The sequence below is a fragment of the Plantactinospora sp. BB1 genome (genome assembly GCF_003030385.1).
Lineage (GTDB): Bacteria > Actinomycetota > Actinomycetes > Mycobacteriales > Micromonosporaceae > Plantactinospora.
The window spans coordinates 2,646,443-2,665,284 of the sequence record NZ_CP028159.1 but is presented as its reverse complement, the minus strand read 5'-3'; the positions used below and the strand labels follow the sequence as shown (position 1 = coordinate 2,665,284).

General features: G+C 72.5%; 16 protein-coding genes. 6 read left to right on the top strand and 10 right to left on the bottom strand.

Translation table 11 applies throughout. The features are described 5' to 3' along the window. Positions 1-25: 25 nt before the first annotated feature. The 4 genes from prfB to pruA form a co-directional block, all read right to left on the bottom strand. Positions 26-1,147: a peptide chain release factor 2 gene (prfB, locus tag C6W10_RS11500; RefSeq protein ID WP_107258056.1), complete on the bottom strand. Its 1,122-nt coding sequence runs from the start codon at positions 1,145-1,147 to the stop codon at positions 26-28. A 109-nt stretch (positions 1,148-1,256) separates the two neighbouring features. Further along, the gene (locus C6W10_RS11495) at positions 1,257-1,769 is read right to left on the bottom strand and encodes a PadR family transcriptional regulator (RefSeq protein ID WP_107258055.1); all 513 of its coding nucleotides are present in this window, start codon (positions 1,767-1,769) and stop codon (positions 1,257-1,259) included. A 365-nt stretch (positions 1,770-2,134) separates the two neighbouring features. Further along, entirely contained in the window at positions 2,135-3,550 is a 1,416-nt protein-coding gene (locus C6W10_RS11490; protein ID WP_159104544.1) for a serine/threonine-protein kinase, read from the bottom strand. A gap of 158 nt (positions 3,551-3,708) precedes the next feature. Continuing rightward, positions 3,709-5,337, bottom strand: coding sequence for an L-glutamate gamma-semialdehyde dehydrogenase (gene pruA, locus C6W10_RS11485; RefSeq protein WP_107263863.1), 1,629 nt, complete (start codon positions 5,335-5,337; stop codon positions 3,709-3,711). 407 nt (positions 5,338-5,744) lie between these two features. Between pruA and C6W10_RS11480 the strand changes: the two genes are divergently transcribed. Both C6W10_RS11480 and C6W10_RS11475 read left to right on the top strand, forming a co-directional pair. Continuing rightward, the gene (locus C6W10_RS11480) at positions 5,745-6,959 is read left to right on the top strand and encodes a hypothetical protein (protein WP_199853911.1); all 1,215 of its coding nucleotides are present in this window, start codon (positions 5,745-5,747) and stop codon (positions 6,957-6,959) included. Between the two features lie 128 nt (positions 6,960-7,087). Beyond that, the gene (locus C6W10_RS11475; RefSeq protein ID WP_107258053.1) at positions 7,088-7,393 is read left to right on the top strand and encodes a hypothetical protein; all 306 of its coding nucleotides are present in this window, start codon (positions 7,088-7,090) and stop codon (positions 7,391-7,393) included. Between the two features lie 48 nt (positions 7,394-7,441). On the opposite strand, the gene C6W10_RS11470 is transcribed toward C6W10_RS11475, so the two are convergent. Both C6W10_RS11470 and C6W10_RS11465 read right to left on the bottom strand, forming a co-directional pair. Further along, on the bottom strand, positions 7,442-7,954 hold the full coding sequence (locus C6W10_RS11470) for a hypothetical protein (protein ID WP_107258052.1): 513 nt from the start codon (positions 7,952-7,954) through the stop codon (positions 7,442-7,444). 200 nt (positions 7,955-8,154) lie between these two features. Further along, entirely contained in the window at positions 8,155-8,628 is a 474-nt protein-coding gene (locus tag C6W10_RS11465) for a rhodanese-like domain-containing protein (protein ID WP_107258051.1), read from the bottom strand. Between the two features lie 92 nt (positions 8,629-8,720). On the opposite strand from C6W10_RS11465, the gene C6W10_RS11460 reads away from it, so the two are divergent. From C6W10_RS11460 to C6W10_RS39690, 3 genes are all read left to right on the top strand, one after another. Beyond that, positions 8,721-9,203 (top strand): Lrp/AsnC family transcriptional regulator, encoded by a 483-nt coding sequence (locus tag C6W10_RS11460; protein ID WP_107258050.1) that lies wholly within the window; start codon positions 8,721-8,723, stop codon positions 9,201-9,203. A 28-nt stretch (positions 9,204-9,231) separates the two neighbouring features. Continuing rightward, positions 9,232-9,459, top strand: a complete 228-nt coding sequence (locus tag C6W10_RS11455; RefSeq protein ID WP_107258049.1) for an AlpA family transcriptional regulator — start codon at positions 9,232-9,234, stop codon at positions 9,457-9,459. A gap of 703 nt (positions 9,460-10,162) precedes the next feature. Then, positions 10,163-10,516 (top strand): Rv3235 family protein, encoded by a 354-nt coding sequence (locus tag C6W10_RS39690; RefSeq protein WP_369938254.1) that lies wholly within the window; start codon positions 10,163-10,165, stop codon positions 10,514-10,516. Positions 10,517-10,663: 147 nt separating this feature from the next. Here C6W10_RS39690 and secA read toward each other — a convergent pair whose 3' ends face one another. After that, entirely contained in the window at positions 10,664-13,522 is a 2,859-nt protein-coding gene (gene secA / locus C6W10_RS11445; RefSeq protein WP_107258048.1) for a preprotein translocase subunit SecA, read from the bottom strand. 171 nt (positions 13,523-13,693) lie between these two features. Between secA and C6W10_RS11440 the strand changes: the two genes are divergently transcribed. Beyond that, entirely contained in the window at positions 13,694-14,926 is a 1,233-nt protein-coding gene (locus tag C6W10_RS11440; RefSeq protein ID WP_107258047.1) for a GNAT family N-acetyltransferase, read from the top strand. Between the two features lie 101 nt (positions 14,927-15,027). Here the strand turns inward: C6W10_RS11440 and hpf are convergent, their stop codons facing one another. The 3 genes from hpf to C6W10_RS11425 form a co-directional block, all read right to left on the bottom strand. Next, the gene (gene hpf, locus C6W10_RS11435) at positions 15,028-15,684 is read right to left on the bottom strand and encodes a ribosome hibernation-promoting factor, HPF/YfiA family (protein WP_107258046.1); all 657 of its coding nucleotides are present in this window, start codon (positions 15,682-15,684) and stop codon (positions 15,028-15,030) included. A 319-nt stretch (positions 15,685-16,003) separates the two neighbouring features. Then, the gene (locus tag C6W10_RS11430) at positions 16,004-16,714 is read right to left on the bottom strand and encodes a ComF family protein (protein ID WP_199854014.1); all 711 of its coding nucleotides are present in this window, start codon (positions 16,712-16,714) and stop codon (positions 16,004-16,006) included. An 11-nt stretch (positions 16,715-16,725) separates the two neighbouring features. Beyond that, complete coding sequence (locus tag C6W10_RS11425) at positions 16,726-18,549, bottom strand: LpqB family beta-propeller domain-containing protein (protein WP_107258044.1); 1,824 nt, start codon at positions 18,547-18,549, stop codon at positions 16,726-16,728. Positions 18,550-18,842 lie beyond the last annotated feature (293 nt).

Below are 18,842 nucleotides of genomic sequence, written 5' to 3'. Positions count from 1 at the left end.
GCAGCGACGCGGACGCGAGCCGTGTTCACGCCGCGTCACCGGCGAGCTGACGCTGCTTGCGCCAACGGATGCCTGCCTCGATAAATCCGTCCAAATCACCGTCGAACACCGATGCCGGGTTGCCCGTCTCCTGCTCGGTACGCAGATCCTTCACCATCTGATACGGGTGCAGGACGTACGAGCGCATCTGGTCGCCCCACGACCCGGCGGCGTCGGTCTTCAGGCCCTCCAGTTTGGCCTGCTCCTCCTGGCGCTTGCGCTCCAGCAGCCGGGCCTGGAGCACGCGCAGCGCGGACGCCTTGTTCTGGAGTTGGGACTTCTCGTTCTGGCAGGTGACCACGATCCCGGTCGGGATGTGTGTGATCCGCACCGCCGAGTCGGTGGTGTTCACGCTCTGCCCACCCGGCCCCGACGAACGGTAGACGTCGACCCGCAGCTCGTTTTCCGGAATGTCGATATGGTCGGTCTGTTCGGTGACCGGCAGCACCTCGACCCCGGCGAAGCTGGTCTGCCGGCGCCCCTGGTTGTCGAAGGGACTGATCCGGACCAGCCGGTGCGTGCCGGCCTCGACACTGAGCGTGCCGTACGCGTAGGGGACCTTGACCGCGAAGGTGGCCGACTTCAGGCCCGCCTCCTCGGCGTACGACGTCTCGTAGACCTCGGTCGGATAGCCGTGCCGCTCGGCCCAGCGCAGGTACATCCGGAGCAGCATCTCCGCGAAGTCGGCCGCGTCCACCCCGCCCGCGCCCGCCCGGATCGCGACCAGCGCCTCCCGGGAGTCGTACTCCCCGGACAGCAGGGTACGGACCTCCATCTCCTGGATGGCCTTGGTCAGCCCGCCGATCTCCGTCTCGACCTCGCCGAGCACGCCCGCGTCGGCCTCCGCCTCGGCGAGTTCCAGCAGCACCCGGGCATCGTCGAGCCGGGCGCGCAGGCTCTCCAGCTTGGCGATCTCCCCGTTGACGTACGAGAGCCTGGAGGTCACCTCCTGGGCGCGGGCCTGGTCGTCCCACAGGTCCGGCGCGGAGGCCGCCTCCTCCAGCTCCGCCTTGGCCTGACGCAGGCGGTCGACATCGAGGACGGCCTCGATGTTGCGGAGAGTAGCGTCAAGATCCTTGAGTTGGTCGGCGTACTCGGCAGCGGTCACGACAGTCAAGAGTACTGGTCGTCCGCGGGACCGGGTCGCCGCCGGCAGCGAAGCGCTCCGGCGCGTCCGTCGGGCGTCGCCCGGACCGGCCCGCCGGGCCGGTGCCGACTCAGACCGGTGCGCTCTTCAGCCAGGACAGCGCCGCCTTGTGGTACGCGACCGCGAACTCCAGGGCGGCGGCACCGTACGAGTCACCGGCCTTCTTGGCGTCCCGGGCCTGCTCCCGGGCTGCCGCGAGCGCCTCGGTGTGGTACTCGTTGGCGCTGCTCATCAGGTTGCGCAGCTGGGTGGCCGAGTGCTGTGGGCCGAAGGCGACCCGGAGCGCGGTCGGGTTACGCACCGTGTCCCGCCCCGGCGTCTCGGTGAGCCAGCGGGAGAAGGTCCGCTTCCCGGCCGCCGTGATCGCGTACGGCTGACTGGACCGGGGGCCGGGCTTGCCGAGCCGAACGAGTCCCTGCTCGGCCAGGGCCGGCAACTCCCGGTAGACCTGGCTCCGGGTCATCGACCAGTACGGCGCGAGGCGCCGCTCGGCGGCGGCCATCAACTGGCCGCCTGTCATCGGTCCTTCGTGGAGCAGCCCGAGCAGGGCCGCCGCGGTGGGATTGATTGCAACATCCGCCATGGCCTCCACGCTGCCACTTTGCCGGCGCCGCGTCCAGGATTTGGCACTATCCGCTGGTCGTCGTCTCCACTGTGCACTGTTCTGGGACGACAGTCGGATGAGGACGATCGATGGATCGGGGGTCGCCGGGCACGGCGGAGCCGACCACCCGACGCGGGCGCCGGCCCGCCGGACGCTTCCGCGCACCCCTCCGCGCACCCCTCCGCGAGCCGCACCGCGCCACCCGCCGGAGCAACCCGCCGGAGCAACCCGCCGGAGCCACCCGACCGAACGGTACCGAGCCGTCCGGCGGACCGCCTCGCACGGTCCCGGCGGCGCGTACAGCCGGTCACGGGCAAGTGTCAATTGGGGAGGTTAGTCAACTTTCATCGCTTATGTAGGCTTTTGCCGGAAGGCCGTCGCCCGACGTCGGGCTCTGCCGGCGGCACACCCCGGGCGGTACGGGTCGGCCCGGCGGCACCGGGGCTCGGCGGCGGGCTGCCGACGGGTGCCCCGGAACCCTCCGGCGCCGAGCCGGCGAGACTCGGTACGACGGGTACCCCGCCCCGGTGCCGATCGTCTGCCGTTCCGGCATCCGTCAGTACGGTGGCCAGCAACGTCACGGCGACGAGCGCACCGGCGCCCACCAGCGCGGCCGCCTCGGGAGGCCGGCTGCGGCGGCCACCGGTCCGCGGCACCACCGGCGGGTCGGGCCGCGGTTCGGCGCCGGCCGGGCCGGACGAGCCCTGCCCGGCGGTTCCGGAGCGGCCCGGACCGGACCCGGGCCGGCCCCGTCCGGCGGGGGCGGACCCACCCGGACCGGCGGGTGACGGGTACCCGATCCACCCGGCGGTTCCGGAGCCGCCCGGACCACTGCCCGGCACGATCGTCGGCCGGTCCGGCCGGCGGTCGACCGGTGCCCTCCCGGTCACCGGGCCGGCGCTCCGGGGCCACCAGGTGACCTGGTCGGGGGCGGGCCTGGGCAGCGCGGTCAGTCCGTCCAGCGCCGGCTCCATGCCCCGCAGCCGGGCGGCGGCCCGCACCGCGTCGGGCCGGTCGGTCGGATCAGCCGCCAGGCAGTCCTCGATGAACTGCCAGACCACCGGAGGCAGTCCGGGCGGCGGCACCGGGCGGCAGGTGCGGTGCCGGTGGAGTACCTCGGCCGGCGGCCCGCCCCGGTACGGGCTGCGCCCGCTGACCAGTTCGAAGAGCACGACGCCGAGTGCGTAGACGTCGCTGGCCGGGGTGGGCGGGCCGCCGCCGACCACCTCCGGAGCGACGTACTCGGGAGTGGCCTGGGTGTTCGGCCAGGCCGGTCCGGCACCCACCCGGCGAGCCGCGCCGAAGTCGACCAGCCGGACCAGGCCGCCGTCCGCCGGCACCACCAGGTTGCCCGGCTTCACGTCGCCGTGCACGATCTGCCGAGCGTGCAGGTAGGCCAGCGCACCGGCGAGTTGTGCCGACACCTCGGCCGCGATCGCCGGTGGGACCGGCCCGGCGCGGTGCAGCCGCCGCCGCAGGTCCTCCCCCTCGACCAGTTCCATCACCAGCGCCCGCTCCGGCCCCTGCCCGAGTACGTCGCGCGGCCGTACCAGGCAGGGATGGTCGAGGCCGGCGACCAGCTCCGTCTCGGCGACGAACGCGGCCACCAGGTCCGGCCGGCCGGCGGCGCGCGGCCGCAGCGTCTTGACCGCCACCGGTTCGCCGCCGCGCAGGTCCACGGCCCGCCAGACCACCCCGGTCGCGCCCGAGGCGACCTCCCGGACGATTCGGTAGCGGCCGCTCAGCACGTGATTGATCACGTGTCCTCCCCTGACCCGGGTCGCCGTCCGCTCCACCGGCACCGGCCGGCGGAGCGGACGATCACCTTCCGTTGTCTGGGAGTGACGCTAGGTCGATCGGATCGGGCGGCGCGCCGGGCGCGGCCGGGCTGGCACGAACCGGGGAGGCCGGGCGGGCGTCAGCCCATGTGCGGGTAACGGTGGTCGGTCGGCGGGGCGAAGGTCTCCTTCACGGTGCGCGGCGACATCCACCGGGCCAGGTTGTGCCAGGAGCCGGCCTTGTCGTTCGTACCGCTCGCCCGGGCACCGCCGAACGGCTGCTGCCCGACCACCGCACCGGTCGGCTTGTCGTTGATGTAGAAGTTGCCGGCCGCGTACCGCAGGGTTTCGGTGGCCCAGTCGACCACCCGACGGTCGGTGGCGAAGATCGAGCCGGTCAGGGCGTACGGGGCGACGGACTCGGCCTGCCGCACGGTCTCGGAGAAGCGGGCGTCCTCGTAGACGTGCACGCCGAGGATCGGCCCGAAGTATTCGGTGGTGAACGACTTGTGCCCCGGGTCGTCGCACTCGAAGAGGGTCGGCCGGACGAACCAGCCGACCGAGTCGTCGGCGGTGCCGCCGGCCACGACCCGGCAGGCGGAGTCGCTGCCGATCATGTCGAGCGCGGCGGTGTGCCGGGCGAACGCCTTGGCGTCGATCACCGCACCGCCGAAGTTGGTGAAGTCGGCGACGTCGCCGTACGCCAGCCCGTCGGCGGTGGCGGCCAGCCGGTCCCGCAGCCCGCCCTCCCAGAGCGAGCGGGGCACGTACGCCCGGGACGCGGCCGAGCACTTCTGCCCCTGGTACTCGTACGCCCCGCGGATCAGCGCGGTGTGCAGCGCGTCCACGTCGGCGCTCGGGTGCGCGACCACGAAGTCCTTGCCGCCGGTCTCGCCGACCAGCCGGGGGTAGCCGCGGTAGTTCGCGATGTTCTCCCCGACGCCCTGCCACAGCTTCTGGAAGACCTTGGTCGACCCGGTGAAGTGGATGCCGGCCAGGTCGGGGTCGGCGAGGGTCACCTCGGAGACCGCGATGCCGTCCCCGGTGACCATGTTGATCACGCCGGGCGGCAGGCCGGCCGCCTCGAAGAGCCGCATCGTGTAGTGCGCGGCGAGCTGCTGGGTCGGTGCCGGCTTCCAGACCACCGTGTTGCCGACCAGCGCGGGCGCGGCGGGCAGGTTGGCGGCGATCGCGGTGAAGTTGAACGGCGTGACGGCGTAGACGAAGCCCTCCAGCGGCCGGTGGTCGAACCGGTTCCACACCCCGCTCGACGAGAGCGGCTGCTCGGCGAGGAGCTTGCGGGCGAAGGCGACGTTGAACCGCAGGAAGTCGATCAGCTCACAGGCGGAGTCGATCTCGGCCTGGATCGCCGTCTTGGACTGGCCGAGCATCGTCGCCGCGTTCAGGGTGTCCCGCCAGGGTCCGGCGAGCAGGTCGGCGGCCCGGAGGAAAACGGCGGCCCGGTCTGCAAAGGACAAATCACGCCACATCGGGGCGGCTTGCTTCGCGGCCGTCACCGCCGCCTGCGCATCCGCGTTGGTTGCGTTGTGGGTGACCCCCAGCACATGCTGGTGCCGGTGCGGCGCTACGACGTCGATCGCGGCACCCGCGCCCATCCGTTGCGCACCGCCGATGGTCATCGGCAGTTCGAGCCGTTCGGCGGCCAGCTCGGCGAGCCGGCGTTGCAGGCTGGCCCGCTCGGCACTGCCGGGCGCGTAGTCGCGGACCGGCTCGTTGCGCGGCTCGGGTACGGAGAGAACGGCGTCCATGGGATTCTCCTGGGCGATCTCGACAGCGACGGCGAAACCGGACCCGCTGGTGCCGACCGGTGGGCCGGGCACCTCGACCCCGTGCTCCGGGAGATGCCGGGAGTACGGGGGCGGGACCTGCGCCAATCCTTGCATGGTTGCCGCTGCCGGCCGGCTCGGCGGGGCACGCCCGTGGAGGCGGCCGCGGTCGATCGCCACCCGTCGGGTACTCCCCGGTCACCGGGGCGGCCAGCACCGGCCGGCCGGTCGACGCCACCCGTCGCAGAGATGCGGTGCGGTCCGTCCGTACCGGCACCGGGCCAGCGCCCCGAGCGGCCCGCGTACGCTGAGGAATCGGCGGCCGGGCCGGACCACCGCAGCCTCCCGTCGCCGCCGCGCCACCGCGCCGGCCATCCGCTGAAGGGGAGATGATGACGAACGAGTCCGGCACGACCGCGACCCCGGCCCCCGACCAACCGGTCGAGCCGGAGGCGCCGGTGACGGCCGCCCCGCCCCCGGTGCCGGCGCCCGGCGCGCTCGTCCTCGCGGTACTGGCCCTGGGCTGGCTGGCCGCGATGCTCTGGTCGGCCAGGGCCGAGATCTCCTCGGCCGGGCTCAGCTCGATGGCGACCGTCCAGACGGCGTACGCACTGCCCGGACTGGTCTCGGCAAGCCTGCTCGGCGGGGCCGCGGTAAGCCTCGTCCTGGGCAACCTGATGACCCGGCTCGGAATCTGGCGCAGCACCCCCCGGTTCGCCGTGTCGCTGGCCGTCGGCGTCTCCGTCGGGTTCCTCGCCGCGCTGGTGGTCACCCTCAGCTACGGCGACGGTTCGGCGATCATGGTCCTCGCCGGCACCGTCGCGGCGGCCGCCACGGTGGGCACCATCGTCGGCGGGCTGCGCAACACGCTGGTGGTGGCCGCCATCGTCGCCGCCGGGCTGGCCGTCTTCGCGGTCGGCTACGCACTGAACTACGTCAAGGACCCGTTGCTCGACCTCTACGGTTTCGGCGATACCGAGGTGTCGCAGCTCACCGCGTACCGCTGGTTCAACCGGACCGTCTCGCTGGCCAGCGGCCTGGCCGCCGGTCTGCTGGTGTTCGGCTACCTCCGGACGGCCGGACGACGGGCCGTCGAGCGGGTCACCGGCACCGGGCCGCAGCTGCGCTGGCCGGCGTACCTGATCACGGGTGCCGGGCCGGGTCTGCTGCTGCTCACCACGGAGATCCTCATCCGGACCGCCGGGGCGGAGGTGATCCGGCTGGCCGGCGCGATCAGCGACGCCGACCAGATCGTGCAGGCCGACCTCGGCCGCTCCCGGATCAACCACCTGCTGCTGGTGCTCTTCGTCGGCGCACTCACCGCGCTGATCGCCTTCGGCCGGACGCTCCGGCCGGCCGAGGAGTCGGCCGGGACGCCGTCCGGCCCCGACGACTCCGACCGGGGCGGTGCCGAGGGCACCGGGCCGACGGAGATGGTCGACGACCCGGCCGAGGATCCGACCGCCGAAGATCTCGCCGCCGAGGATCAGACCGCCGAGGCCGCCGAGCCGTCCGCCGAGGGCGAGGAGAGCCCGCGCAGCGACGGGGACGACGACCACCAGCCGGCGGAGCGCCCCGAACCGGTCGCCAAGGCCGGTCGCTGAGCGCAGCCCGCATTCCGGTACGCGCCGCATTCCGGTACGCGCCGCACGCCGACCGCCCTCGCGCCGACCGCCCTCGCGCCGGGCGGCCGGGGCCACCGGTCCGAAGCGGCGGGACATAGACTGGCATCATGGTCAACATCCTCAGAACGGCCGCCGCCACCCTCGTCGCGGCAGGGCTCGCGCTCGCCCTGGCCGGCTGTGCGGACGACGCCCCCGACCGGGACGACGTGGTGGCGAAGGTCCGCACCGACCCGCGCATGGCGGGTACCTCCGAGAAGGCGATCAACTGCCTGGCCGACTGGTACATGGAGAACGCGACGGTGGAGCAGCGCGAGGCGTACGTGGCGGGCGAGAAGAGTACGAACCCGGACGAGATCGCGGCGGTCGACGGCGCCGTGCTCAACTGCCTCAGGATGGCGGCCGGAACGCCCTGAACCGCCGCACCCGGGCCAGCAACTCCGGGTCGCAGGTCCTGACTGGGGTCAGCCGATCGCGCCGGAGAGCGCGTCCAACTCGGAGGGGTCGTACCACTCCAGTTCGTGGTCCTCGGCGCCGTCCACGGTGAACTGCGCGTCCGGGTCGCCGGCCAGGGCCTGTTCGACCACCTCGACCGCCGCCTCCACGTCGTCCGTCGCCTCGGCACCGTCCAGATGGATGGCGGCGACCGAGCCGATGCCGATCCGCCCGCCCAGCCGTACCGTGCTGGAGCCGAGTTCGGGATCGGACCGAGTGACGGTCCCCGGGGGCAGATCGACGGCGACGACGACCCGCCGCCGGGGCGCCTGCGGATCGGCTCGGAGCAGCCGCAACGCCTCCTGCGCGGCTCGGGTGAAGGCGACGTACTCCAGCTCCTCCTCGTCGCCCTCGGCGTACCACTCGCGCAGTTCGGGGGTGACGGCGTGCCCCTGGGCCGCCATGATCCAGCCCTCCTGGCGCAGTTCGGCGAGGATCGGCAGGGTGGCCGGGACGTACACCCGGACGAGCTGCTCTGTCACCGTAGGTCTCCCCCGCTCGACGCCGACCCGCGACGGTGCCCGGTCCGGGCCACGGCGTCGCGCCACTCACCCGCGACGGTGCCCGGTCCGGGCCACGGCGTCGCGCCACTCACCCGCGACGGTAGTACACCGGGGGCGGGCCGAGCGGCAGCGGACCCGGGACCACGGTGGTCGCACCGCCGCCGACCGCACCCGAGCGGTCAGCGGGGCACCGCCGCCGGCCGCACCGGGGCGGTCAGCGGGTCGACGGCCCGGGTCACCAGGTCGGCCTCGGCGACCCGGATCGGGAAGCCCTCCCGGATCCAGTACTCGATGCCGCCGATCATCTCCTTCACCCGGTAGCCCCGGCTGGCCAGCGCGAGGGCCGCCTTCGTCGCGCCGTCGCAGCCGGGCCCCCAGCAGTAGGTGACCACCGGGACGTCCGGGTCGAGCAGCCGGGCGGCGCGCATCGGGATCATCCGGGTGGGCAGGTGGATCGCGCCGGGGATGTGCCCCTGCCGCCAGGCAGCCAGGTCCCGGGTGTCGACCAGGGCGAAGCCGGGGTCGCCGGTGTCGAGCGCGGCGTGCACGTCGGAGACGTCCGTCTGCACCGCGAGCTTGCCGGCGAACCAGGCGGCGGCCTGGTCGGGCGCGGCCGGCGGCACCGCCAGCACCGGGTTCGAGGTCGTGGTCATGTCGAAACGGTACGGCCGCAGCCTCCCCGTCAGAAGGCAGATTCCCCGGCGCCGGGCTGGGACCGCCAGCAAAACGACGGTATCGTGCGCTCGTGACCGGTGATTCCCCGAGACTCGACGCGACCGACTGGCGAATTCTCGCGGAAATCCAACGGGACGGCCGGGCCAGCTTCGCCGAGCTCGCCCGGCTGGTGTCGATGTCGCCGAGCGCGGTCACCGAACGGGTACGCCGACTCGAAGAGGCCGGGGTGGTCGCCGGCTACCGCGCCGTGCTGGTGCCGGAGCGGATCGGCCTGCAGATCCTCGCCTTCGTCCGGCTCCGCTATCCGACCGGCAACTACCGCCCCTTCCACGCGCTGCTCGACAGCACTCCGGAGATCGTGGAGGCGCACCACGTGACCGGGGAGGACTGCTTCGTACTCAAGGTCGTCGCCCGGTCGATGGGCCACCTGGAGCAGGTGGCGGGCCGGATCGCCGGGCTCGGTGCGGTGACCACCAGCGTGGTCTATTCCAGCCCGCTACCCGGGCGGGACCTGACGGTGGAGGCGACGAGGCCGCAGTCGATGGCAAACTAAGGCAGCCACCGACTACCGGGAGTTCTCTGTGGAACCCAGGTTCCTGCTCTTGTCCGACGTCGCCGCCGAGCTGAACGTCTCGGACTCGCAGGTCTACCACATGGTGCGCAGCGGCGAACTGCCGGCGATCAAGATCGGCGGCCGGGGGCAGTGGCGGGTGGAGCGCACCCGCCTGGAGGAGTACATCGCGCGCAAGTACGCCGAGACCGCCGAGTGGGTGGCCGGCAACCCGTTGGTGGAGCGCCTGCCCGAGTAGGCCCCGGACACGTCCCGGGCGGTGTCGGACCGTCCGGGTACCGTCCACTCCGGCTCGGCCACCGTCTCCTTCCACCCCACCCCGTGCCCCGGCGGCGTACCGCGAACCCGAGGGCACGGGCCTGGCGGAGCTGTCCCGAGGACGGGCGGGCCGCTGTCTCCGGGGCCGGGTCAAGGAGCTACCCGACGACGCGCCGATCGGATTCGAGTCATTGACGGCGGCGAGTGGATCGGTTAGAAATTAGCCCGTCGGAGGCAAACGAAAGCAAACGCAAGATCAAGGAAGGAGTGAAATGCCCGTCGCCCGCACCCGGCCGCCTCGCCGGCCCACCGTGCGCCTGCGCCCCGTACCGCCCCTTGATCCGCCCTTCGACGACGAACGTGTCCCGGAGACCTGGGTCGACCTGACACCACCGCCCCGAGCCGTCCCGCCCGCGGTCGAACGGTTCCGGCCGGCGGCGACCGAGAGTCGGCGCCCGGGCCGGATCGGTCACCCGCTCGCCGTGCCGACGACCTCCTCCCGACCCACCGCCCCGGTGAGCACGCCCGTTCCGCACCCCCACCCGGCCGGCCTGCGGGCGGCCGCTCCGACGCACCAGGGCAGTGCCGGCAGGGCTCGCCCGGCCCCGGACCCCGCCCGAGCAGCCGCCTCGGAGGGTCCAGGTGCCGCCGGGACGACCACCCCACCACCGGTCCCGGAGGCGGTGGCCGGCGCGACCCCCGAGGCGAAGCGGGCGGCGAAGCGGTTCCTGGACACCTGCCTGGAGATCGTCAACGGCTACCGACCGGCCGGGCACGTCCGCGCGCTGGCCAGCCCCACCGACGCGGCCGGCATGGTCGCGCAACTCGCCTCCGCCACGAGCCGGGTCTCCGGTCGGCGTCGGCCCGGGCAACCGGTCCGCACCGTGCGGCTGCGCCGGCTGAGGGTCTGTGAACCCCGGCCCGGAGTCGTCGAGGCGGCCGCCGCGGTCGGGGTCGCCGGGCGTACCTGGGCGATGGCGTTCCGGATCGAACGGCGCCGGGGAAGCTGGGTCGGTACCTCGGTGGCCCTGCTCTGACCGGCCGCGGCCGCCGCGCTCGGTCGGGCCCGGCCGGCGCACCTCCCGCCGGACCGTCCAAGTCACCGGTGCCGTGCCTGAGACAGCGGTGCCCCCGACCGCCGAGCGACGGTCGGGGGCACCGGACGATCAGGCGCCTGCGGGCGGTCAGGCGCCGCCGGGCGCTCCGTGGCAGCGCTTGTACTTCCGGCCCGACCCACAGGGGCAGGGCGCGTTCCGGGAGGGGGCGTTGGCGCCGACCGTCTGGCCCTGAGCGGGCCGGCGGGACGCCGCGGGCGGGGGCGGGCCGCCCACGCCGAGCGCCGGTGCCTGCGGACGCTCGACCGCCACCCCGCCGGTCGCCGGAGCCTCGCCGTCGATGGTCGGTGCGGAGTACTGGAGACCCTGGGTCCGGGGTGCCCGGCCCAGGCCCTTGGCCCGGATCTCCACGGGCGAGTCCGTCGGCACCTGCATCGGGGCCGGCCCGGCGTCGGCCTCGGCCGGAGCCGGCTTCGCCTCCTCGACCTGGACCTCCAGGTTGTAGAGGAAGCCGACCGTCTCCTCCTTGATCCCGTCCATCATCGTGGCGAACATGTCGAAGCCCTCGCGCTGGTATTCCACCACCGGGTCACGCTGGGCGTAGGCCCGCAGGCTGATGCCCTCCTGGAGGTAGTCCATCTCGTAGAGGTGCTCGCGCCACTTGCGGTCGATGACCTGGAGCAGCACCATCCGCTCCAGCTGCCGCATCGCCTCGCTGCCGAGTTCCTCCTCGCGCCGCTGGTACGCCGCGAAGGCGTCCTGCTTGAGCTGTTCGAGCAGGAAGTCGGCGTCCAGGCTGGTCCGCTCGCCGCCGGACTCCTCGACGATGTCGTCGATGGTGACACCGATCGGGTAGAGCTGCTTGAGGCTGGCCCAGAGCTGGTCGAGATCCCAGTCCTCGGCGTAGCCGTCCGAGGTCGCGCCGGTGACGTACGCGGTGACCACGTCGTCGATCATGTGCCTGATCTGGTCGTTCAGGTCCTCGCCGTCGAGCACCCGCTTGCGCTCGGCGTAGACCACCTGGCGCTGCTTGTTCATCACCTCGTCGTACTTGAGGACGTTCTTGCGGATCTCGGCGTTCTGGCCCTCGATCTGGGCCTGGGCGCTCTTGATCTGCCGGGTCACCATCTTGGACTCGATGGGGACGTCCTCCGGGATGTTGAACCGCTCCATCACGGCCTCGACCGCGCCGGCCCGGAACCGCTTCATCAGCTCGTCCTGGAGCGAGAGGTAGAACCGGGACTCACCGGGGTCACCCTGCCGGCCGGACCGACCGCGTAGCTGGTTGTCGATCCGCCGCGACTCGTGCCGTTCGGTGCCGAGCACGTAGAGGCCGCCGACCGAGGAGACCTCCTCGGCCTCGGCGTCGCAGGCCTCCTTCCAGCGCGGAAGGATCTCTTCGAGCGCCTTGGCGTAGTCGTCGCCGTGCTCGACCGGGTCCAGGCCGCGCTGCCGCAGCTCGGTGTTGGCCAGGTATTCCGGGTTGCCGCCGAGCAGGATGTCGGTACCCCGGCCGGCCATGTTGGTGGCCACCGTGACCCCGCCCTTGCGCCCGGCCTGGGCGATGATCTCCGCCTCCTTGGCGTGGAACTTCGCGTTCAGGACGGCGTGCGGGATGCCCCGGCGGCGCAGGAGCTGGGAGAGCACCTCGGAGTTCTCCACCGAGACCGTGCCGACCAGCACCGGCTGGCCGAGGGCGTGCCGCTCGGCGATGTCCTCGACGACCGCGTTGAACTTGGCCCGCTCGGTCTTGTAGATCACGTCCGGCCGGTCGATCCGGACCATCGGGCGGTGCGTCGGGATGGTGACCACGCCGACCTTGTAGACCTTGTTGAACTCGCCGGCCTCGGTCTGGGCCGTACCGGTCATGCCGGAGAGCTTGTTGTAGAGCCGGAAGTAGTTCTGCAGGGTGATCGTGGCAAGAGTCTGGTTCTCCTGCTTGATCTCCACGCCTTCCTTGGCCTCGATCGCCTGGTGCATGCCCTCGTTGTAGCGGCGGCCGTGCAGGATCCGGCCGGTGAACTCGTCGACGATCAGGACCTCGCCCTCGTTGACGATGTAGTCCTTGTCGCGCTTGTAGAGCTCCTTGGCCTTGATCGCGTTGTTCAGGTAGCCGACCAGCGGGGTGTTCACCGACTCGTAGAGGTTGTCGATGCCGAGCCGGTCCTCCACCTTGGCGACGCCGCGCTCGGTCACCGCGATGGTCCGCTTGGCGTAGTCGACCTCGTAGTCGCCCTCGCCGTCCTTGCCGGGCTGGAGCCGGGCCACCACCCCGGCGAACTCCGAGTACCACCGGGCGGAGTGCTCGGCCGGGCCGGAGATGATCAGCGGGGTCCGGGCCTCGTCGATCAGGATCGAGTCGACCTCGTCGACGATCGCGAAGTTGTGCCCGCGCTGGACCAGGTCCTCCTTGCTCCAGGCCATGTTGTCCCGGAGGTAGTCGAACCCGAACTCGTTGTTGGTGCCGTAGGTGATGTCGGCCTCGTACGCGGCCCGGTGCTCGGCGGCCGGCCGGTTCGGCAGGATCACCCCGACGGTCAGGCCGAGGAACTCGTGCACCCGCCCCATCCAGGCCGCGTCCCGCTCGGCGAGGTAGTCGTTCACCGTGACGATGTGCACGCCCTTGCCGGAGAGCGCGTTGAGATAGGCCGGCAGCACCGAGGTCAGGGTCTTGCCCTCACCGGTCTTCATCTCGGCGATGTTGCCGAAGTGCAGGGCCGCGCCGCCCATGATCTGCACGTCGTAGTGCCGCTGGCCGAGCACCCGCGACGCCGCCTCGCGCACCGTGGCGAACGCCTCGGGCAGCAGGTCGTCGAGGGTCTCGCCGTCGGCCAGCCGCTCCCGGAACTGGTCGGTGAGCGCCCGCAGCTCCTCGTCGGTGAGGTTGACGTAGTCGTCCTCGATCGAGTTGACGGCGTTGGCGATCGCCTTGAGGCGGCGCACCATGCGCCCCTCGCCCGCGCGTAGGACCTTTTCCAGAATCGACACGGATCAACGCTCCCCTAGACAGTCTGCCGAACCATCGTAGGCGCATCACCGGCCCGATCGTCAGTCGCGCCGCCCCTCCCGTTCAGCGAACCGGACATTCTGTCCGATAGTAGCCTTGAGGGCCGGTAAATCCGGTTACGCCCAGGGCGAACCCTCCGGCACGATGGCCCGATGAACCAGAACAGCAGGCCGGACGGGGTCGAGATCGTCGAGGCGGGGCTGCTGCTCCGGCCCTGGCGGGCCGAGGACGTCGAGGACGTACACCGGGCGTGCCAGGATCCGGCCATCCAGCGCTGGACCGCCGTGCCGAGCCCGTACCGGCTGGAGGACGCGATCGACTTCGTCACCAAGCGGGCTCCGCGGGCCTGGTCGACGGGGTCCGGAGCGCCCTTCGTGGTCCGCGACGCGGCCACCGGCGAGTTGCTCGGTTCCTGCGGGCTGATCAGCATCGACCCGGTGCTCCGCTCCGGAGAGGTCGGCTACTGGACCGCCCCCTGGGCCCGGGGCCGGGCGGTGGCGGTCCGGGCCACCCGGGCGGTGTGCCGATGGGCCTTCGCGGAGTTGGGGCTGCGCCGGATCGTCTGGCAGGCCGAGGTCGGCAACCACGCCTCCCGGCTGGTCGCGCTCCGGGCCGGCTTCCAGGTCGACGGGCGGCTCCGGCTCGCCGACCCGCACCCGCACGGCGTCCGGGACGGCTGGGTCGGCTCGCTGCTGCCGGACGACCTGGCCGCCGCCGACCCGGACGGCACGGAATCGACCGACGGCCCGGCCGGCAAGGGCTCGCTCGAGGCCCGCCGGACCGCCGTCTTCGCCGCGCCGCAACCGGTGCTCTTCGCCCGGCCCGCCGACGGTACGGAGCTGCGGCTCCGCCCCCTGCACGAGCCCGACCTGGACGCGATCGTGCGGACCTGCCGCGACCCCGAGAGCATCCGCTGGACCACCGTGCCCGACCCGTACCAGCGCTCGGACGCGGAGTTCTTCGTGCACGAGCACGGCCCGACGGTGTGGCGGCGGGGTACCGGCGCGGTCTTCGCCATCGTCGACGAGTCCGACCGGTACGCCGGGGTGGTGGAGCTGCGGATCTCCCCGAGCGATCCGCTCGTCGCCGACCTGGGTTTCGTCGTCTCGCCGTGGACACGCGGCCGGGGCTACTGCCCGGCGGCGGTCGCGGCCGTCTGCGTCTGGGGCTTCACCGCCCTGAACCTGGCCCGGATCGAGTGGCGGGCCAACACGGGCAACACCGCCTCGCGCCGGGTAGCGGAGAAGGCCGGCTTCACCTTCGAGGGCACCGCGCGGCACGCCCTCAACCACCGGGGCAACCGGGTCGACGCCTGGGTCGGCGCGCTGCTTCCCGGTGATCTCGGGCTGCCGGCGGACCCCGGCCGGGCCGGAGCCGACGACTGACCGCCGCGCGCCGGTCCCCTGCGGTGAACGCCCGGCACCGGCGGTCGTGGGTGCGGCACCGGCCCCGGGCGCCTGCCCGGGGCCGGTGGAACACCGTGGAATCAGGTGGTGGCCAGGGCGATGATGCCGTAGTCGTAGCCCTTGCGCCGGTAGACGACGCTGGGGCGGCCGGACTCCTTGTCCAGGAACAGATAGAAGTCGTGGCCGACGAGTTCCATCTGGAACAGCGCGTCGTCGACCGTCATCGGCTCGGCCGGGTGCAGCTTCTCCCGGGCGATGTGCCAGGGCTGCGCGTCGTCGTACTCGTCGAACTCCGGCTCGGCGGTCGCACGGCCGTTGCCGTTCGACTTCGCCGGTGCGGGGGCGGTGAGGGTGGCCAGCGCCGAGTCGCTGGCATCGACGACCGGCAGCCGGGCCGTGGCGGCGGCGACGGAGACCGGGGCGTGCCGGCCACGGTGTACGCGGCGGCGGTCGGCGGCCCGACGCAGTCTCGTGTCAAGTTTCGAGATCGCCGCGTCGAGGGCACTGTAGAAGTCCTTCGCGCACGCCTCCGCACGGACCACGGGTCCGCGGGAGATGCAGGTAATCTCTATTCGCTGGCAGTGATCGGACTGTCGCGGATTGCGTTCGTGAAAGAGTTCCACGTCGATCCGAATAAGCTTGTGGTCGTAGCGCTCGATCTTGGCGAGCTTCTCGGCTACGTGCACTCGGTAATGATCCGGCACCTCGACGTTTCGACCCTTGACCACGAGATCCATGCGTGACCTCCCTGCGCCATCGGAGAGTCTGCGGAAACAAAAATCCCGGTCAGCCCGCCCCTGGAGTTTCCATTCGGCTTGACCGGATCGGGAACAACGGCGATGCCTCCCTCCAGGTGCGTCCGCGGGGCGTTGAACACCCGTCATACCCCCGGTAAATAAGACGCTAACCCCAATCGACCCGCCAGTCACCCCGGACGGCAAGACCAATTCGAGAAGATTTGCAGGAACCGCACGACAGGGTGAATCTGGCAACACGTAGAGTGAGCATTTCTCATCTCGACCGGCGTGAGAGATGCGGCCGGCGCACACCCTCCGGTCAGCCACGCCCGCGCCGGACGGTCGCCGCCAGCACCGCCGCCGCGTACACCGGAATGCCGGCGCTCTCCAGCCGCCGGGCCACCGCCGCCAGGGTGACCCCGGTGGTCACGACGTCGTCCAGCAGCACCACCACCCGGCCGGCGGCGAGCCGGCGGACCGTGCCCGACCGCCCCTCCCGGAGCCGGAACGCGTCCCGCGCCGCCGCCGCCCGGCCGGCGCTGTCCAGCGTGGCCGAGTCGGGCCGGGGCACCGCGCGCAGCGGATGGGCCACCGCCACCGGCCAGCCGGCGGCCCGCAACCGGTCGGCGGAGTGTCGGGCCAGCCGGCGCAGATGGTCGCCGTGCCGGGCCCGTACCGCCCGCGCGGTCGCCGGCACCGGCACCAGCAGCACCGGCCGCCGCCCACCCACCGCCTCCGCCACCACCTCCGCGAGCAACCTGCCCAGCGGCCGGGCCAGGCCGTGCCGACCCCGTTCCTTGTACGACAGCAGCGACTCCCGCAACGCGCCCCGGTAGCTGCCCAGCGCCACGCAGTCCGGCAGGCCCGGCGGTGCCGGGGTGGGGCGTACCGGGGCCGGGCGCAGCGCCGCCAGGCCGGCGGAACAGGTCGCGCAGACGCCCTGGCGCAGCGGCAGCCGCTCGGCCCGGCAGCCCGCGCACTCGGCCGGCAGCACCAGGTCGGTCAGCTCGGCCCAGACCCCCGCCAGCACCACGCCCCCGCTCAGTAGAGGTAGAAGGAGGCGGTGGCCGAACTCACGTCGGGTGGCGGCGCGCCCCAACCTGGCGCGATCTGGCCCGGGGTGATGACGGTGGACTCGGAGACGAAGGCGACCTCGTTCGCCTCGTACGTCAACGGCAGCGGCTGCGTCGCCAGGAAGGTGGGGTCCGCGGCGAGCGCCTCGACGGGAGCCCGGCTGACGTACCTGATTTCCTGCCGCTCCAGCGAGCCGTCGACGTTGATCCGGTTGATCACCTTGGCGTTCTCGCCGTCCACGCCCGCGACCACGAGCGAGTTCTCGCTGAACCAGTCCACCGCGCTCAGCGAGTGCAGCGAGATGGCCAACTGACGGGGCGACTCGACGTTCAGCCCACCGTCGTCCGGGCGCACCCCGGCGACGTAGAGCCGGCCGCCGGAGACGAAGGCGATCCGGTTGCCGTCCATCGACGCCGCCACCGCCGTCACGCCGGGGGACGCACCGGGGAAGGAGACCAGGGTCAGCTCGGGGTTCCCGGCGGTGAAGGTCCAGAGCTTGCCCTCGGCCACCACCAACCCGACCGGCCCGCCGAGCCCCGCCTCCTTCAACCAGACCGGCCGGCTCATGTCGGGGTAGGGCCGCTGGCCGGTGAGCAGCGTGCTCGCCGCCCCCGGGCCGGTACCGGTACGCAGCCGGAACGACTGGCCGTCCCGAACGACCAGCGCCACCGCGACGTCGTCGCCGTTGCGGCTCACCCCGGCGGTGACGATGTCGTGGTTGTCGTTGGCGGGGATGGGCACCGGCTTCGGTTCGCCCGGCTTGGTCAACGGATAGATCCGGCCGGCGAACACGCCGTACCGGGCCGCGCCGCCGTTGAGCTGGTAGAGCGGGTGGTCCCGCCGGTAGTCGTCGGCGACCTCGATCATCCTGGACTGGTTCTGGATCTTCAGTTCCAGCTCGTTGTCGAGCAACTGGTTGCTCCGCAGCGACCAGACGATCTGGGTGAACAGCCGTTCCAGGTCGAGCTTGGTCTCGAAGGCACCGGCCCGGGCCGCGAGGTTGATCTCAAGCCGGCCACCCTGCTCCGGCGCCGGCACGTTACCCACCGGGGTGGTGCCCTCCGGCAGCGCGACGGCCGACTTGAGCCATTCCGCCGGGCCACCGGTCAGCCAGTCGAGCACCGCGGTGGCGTGCTGCGGCACCGGCACGGTACGCGGCAGGTAGCGCAGGTCCGGCACCAGCGAGGTGCCGTTGGCGTTCCAGAAGTAGATGGTCTGTTCCTCGTAGTAGTCCCGCAGGGCGTCGTCGGTCATCAGCAGCACCGACGGGTGCTTGAGCACCCACAGCCCGCCGCCCGTCCCCGGGTCACGCGGCGCGGCGCCGACGACGAAGTCGTAGACCGTCTCCTGGCGTACCGGCTCGCCGATCGAGCCGTTGGCCCGGAGTACCCCGATCTGCTGGACCGTGACGATCACCTTGCTGGTGCCGTCCTTGTTCTGGGTGACCTCGATCCCGCCGCCGTCGAGGTCGACCCGGACGACGTTGATGTCGCCCTTGTCGTCCGCCTTCGGCTTGAACCGCTCGCTGTCTTCGATGTACTCGTTGAACCGCTTGTACGCCTCACCCGCCTCGCCGGCCGCAGCGGTGAGGAAGTTCCTGGCGAACGCCTCCGGGTCGCTGCCGCTCGCGGTACGGTCGGGCGGCCGGGCAGCCGGACGGTCCGCCGGAGCGGCGTTCGCCACCGGCCCCCGCCCGTCGACCCGCACGTCGCTCTCACCCGGGATGCCACAGCCGACCAGCCCGGAGAGCAGCACCGCCACGGCCCCGAGCGCGATGCCGCGCCGGCTCATCTGGTCACCTCGCTCCGCTCGGCGTCGGCCGGGGTCCTCGGGCCGGCCAACCCACCTGGTACGGGGTCGACGCTCTCGTCCGGGGCAGCCGTCCCGGCCGGCCCGTCGGCGGAGCCCGTCACCCCGTCGGTCGGCCCGGCCGGACCAGCCGCCCCGGCCGCACCGCCGACGGGCGAGACCCGGCCACCGACAGACGGGACCTCGTCACCGGCGGGCGGGACCTCGTGGCCGACGGCCGGGACCGCGCCACCGGCGCCGCCGCCAGCGGGCTGCGATTCCGTGGCCCCGGCGCC

Coding starts and splice junctions, on each gene's coding strand:
- C6W10_RS11465 (WP_107258051.1), bottom strand. CDS start 8,628: ATGACCACGACCTCGAACCCGGTGCTGGCGGTGCCGCCGGCCGCGCCC.
- pruA (WP_107263863.1), bottom strand. CDS start 5,337: ATGGACGCCGTTCTCTCCGTACCCGAGCCGCGCAACGAGCCGGTCCGC.
- C6W10_RS11425 (WP_107258044.1), bottom strand. CDS start 18,549: ATGAGCCGGCGCGGCATCGCGCTCGGGGCCGTGGCGGTGCTGCTCTCC.
- C6W10_RS11495 (WP_107258055.1), bottom strand. CDS start 1,769: ATGGCGGATGTTGCAATCAATCCCACCGCGGCGGCCCTGCTCGGGCTG.
- C6W10_RS11440 (WP_107258047.1), top strand. CDS start 13,694: ATGAACCAGAACAGCAGGCCGGACGGGGTCGAGATCGTCGAGGCGGGG.
- C6W10_RS11475 (WP_107258053.1), top strand. CDS start 7,088: ATGGTCAACATCCTCAGAACGGCCGCCGCCACCCTCGTCGCGGCAGGG.
- hpf (WP_107258046.1), bottom strand. CDS start 15,684: ATGGATCTCGTGGTCAAGGGTCGAAACGTCGAGGTGCCGGATCATTAC.
- C6W10_RS11480 (WP_199853911.1), top strand. CDS start 5,745: ATGATGACGAACGAGTCCGGCACGACCGCGACCCCGGCCCCCGACCAA.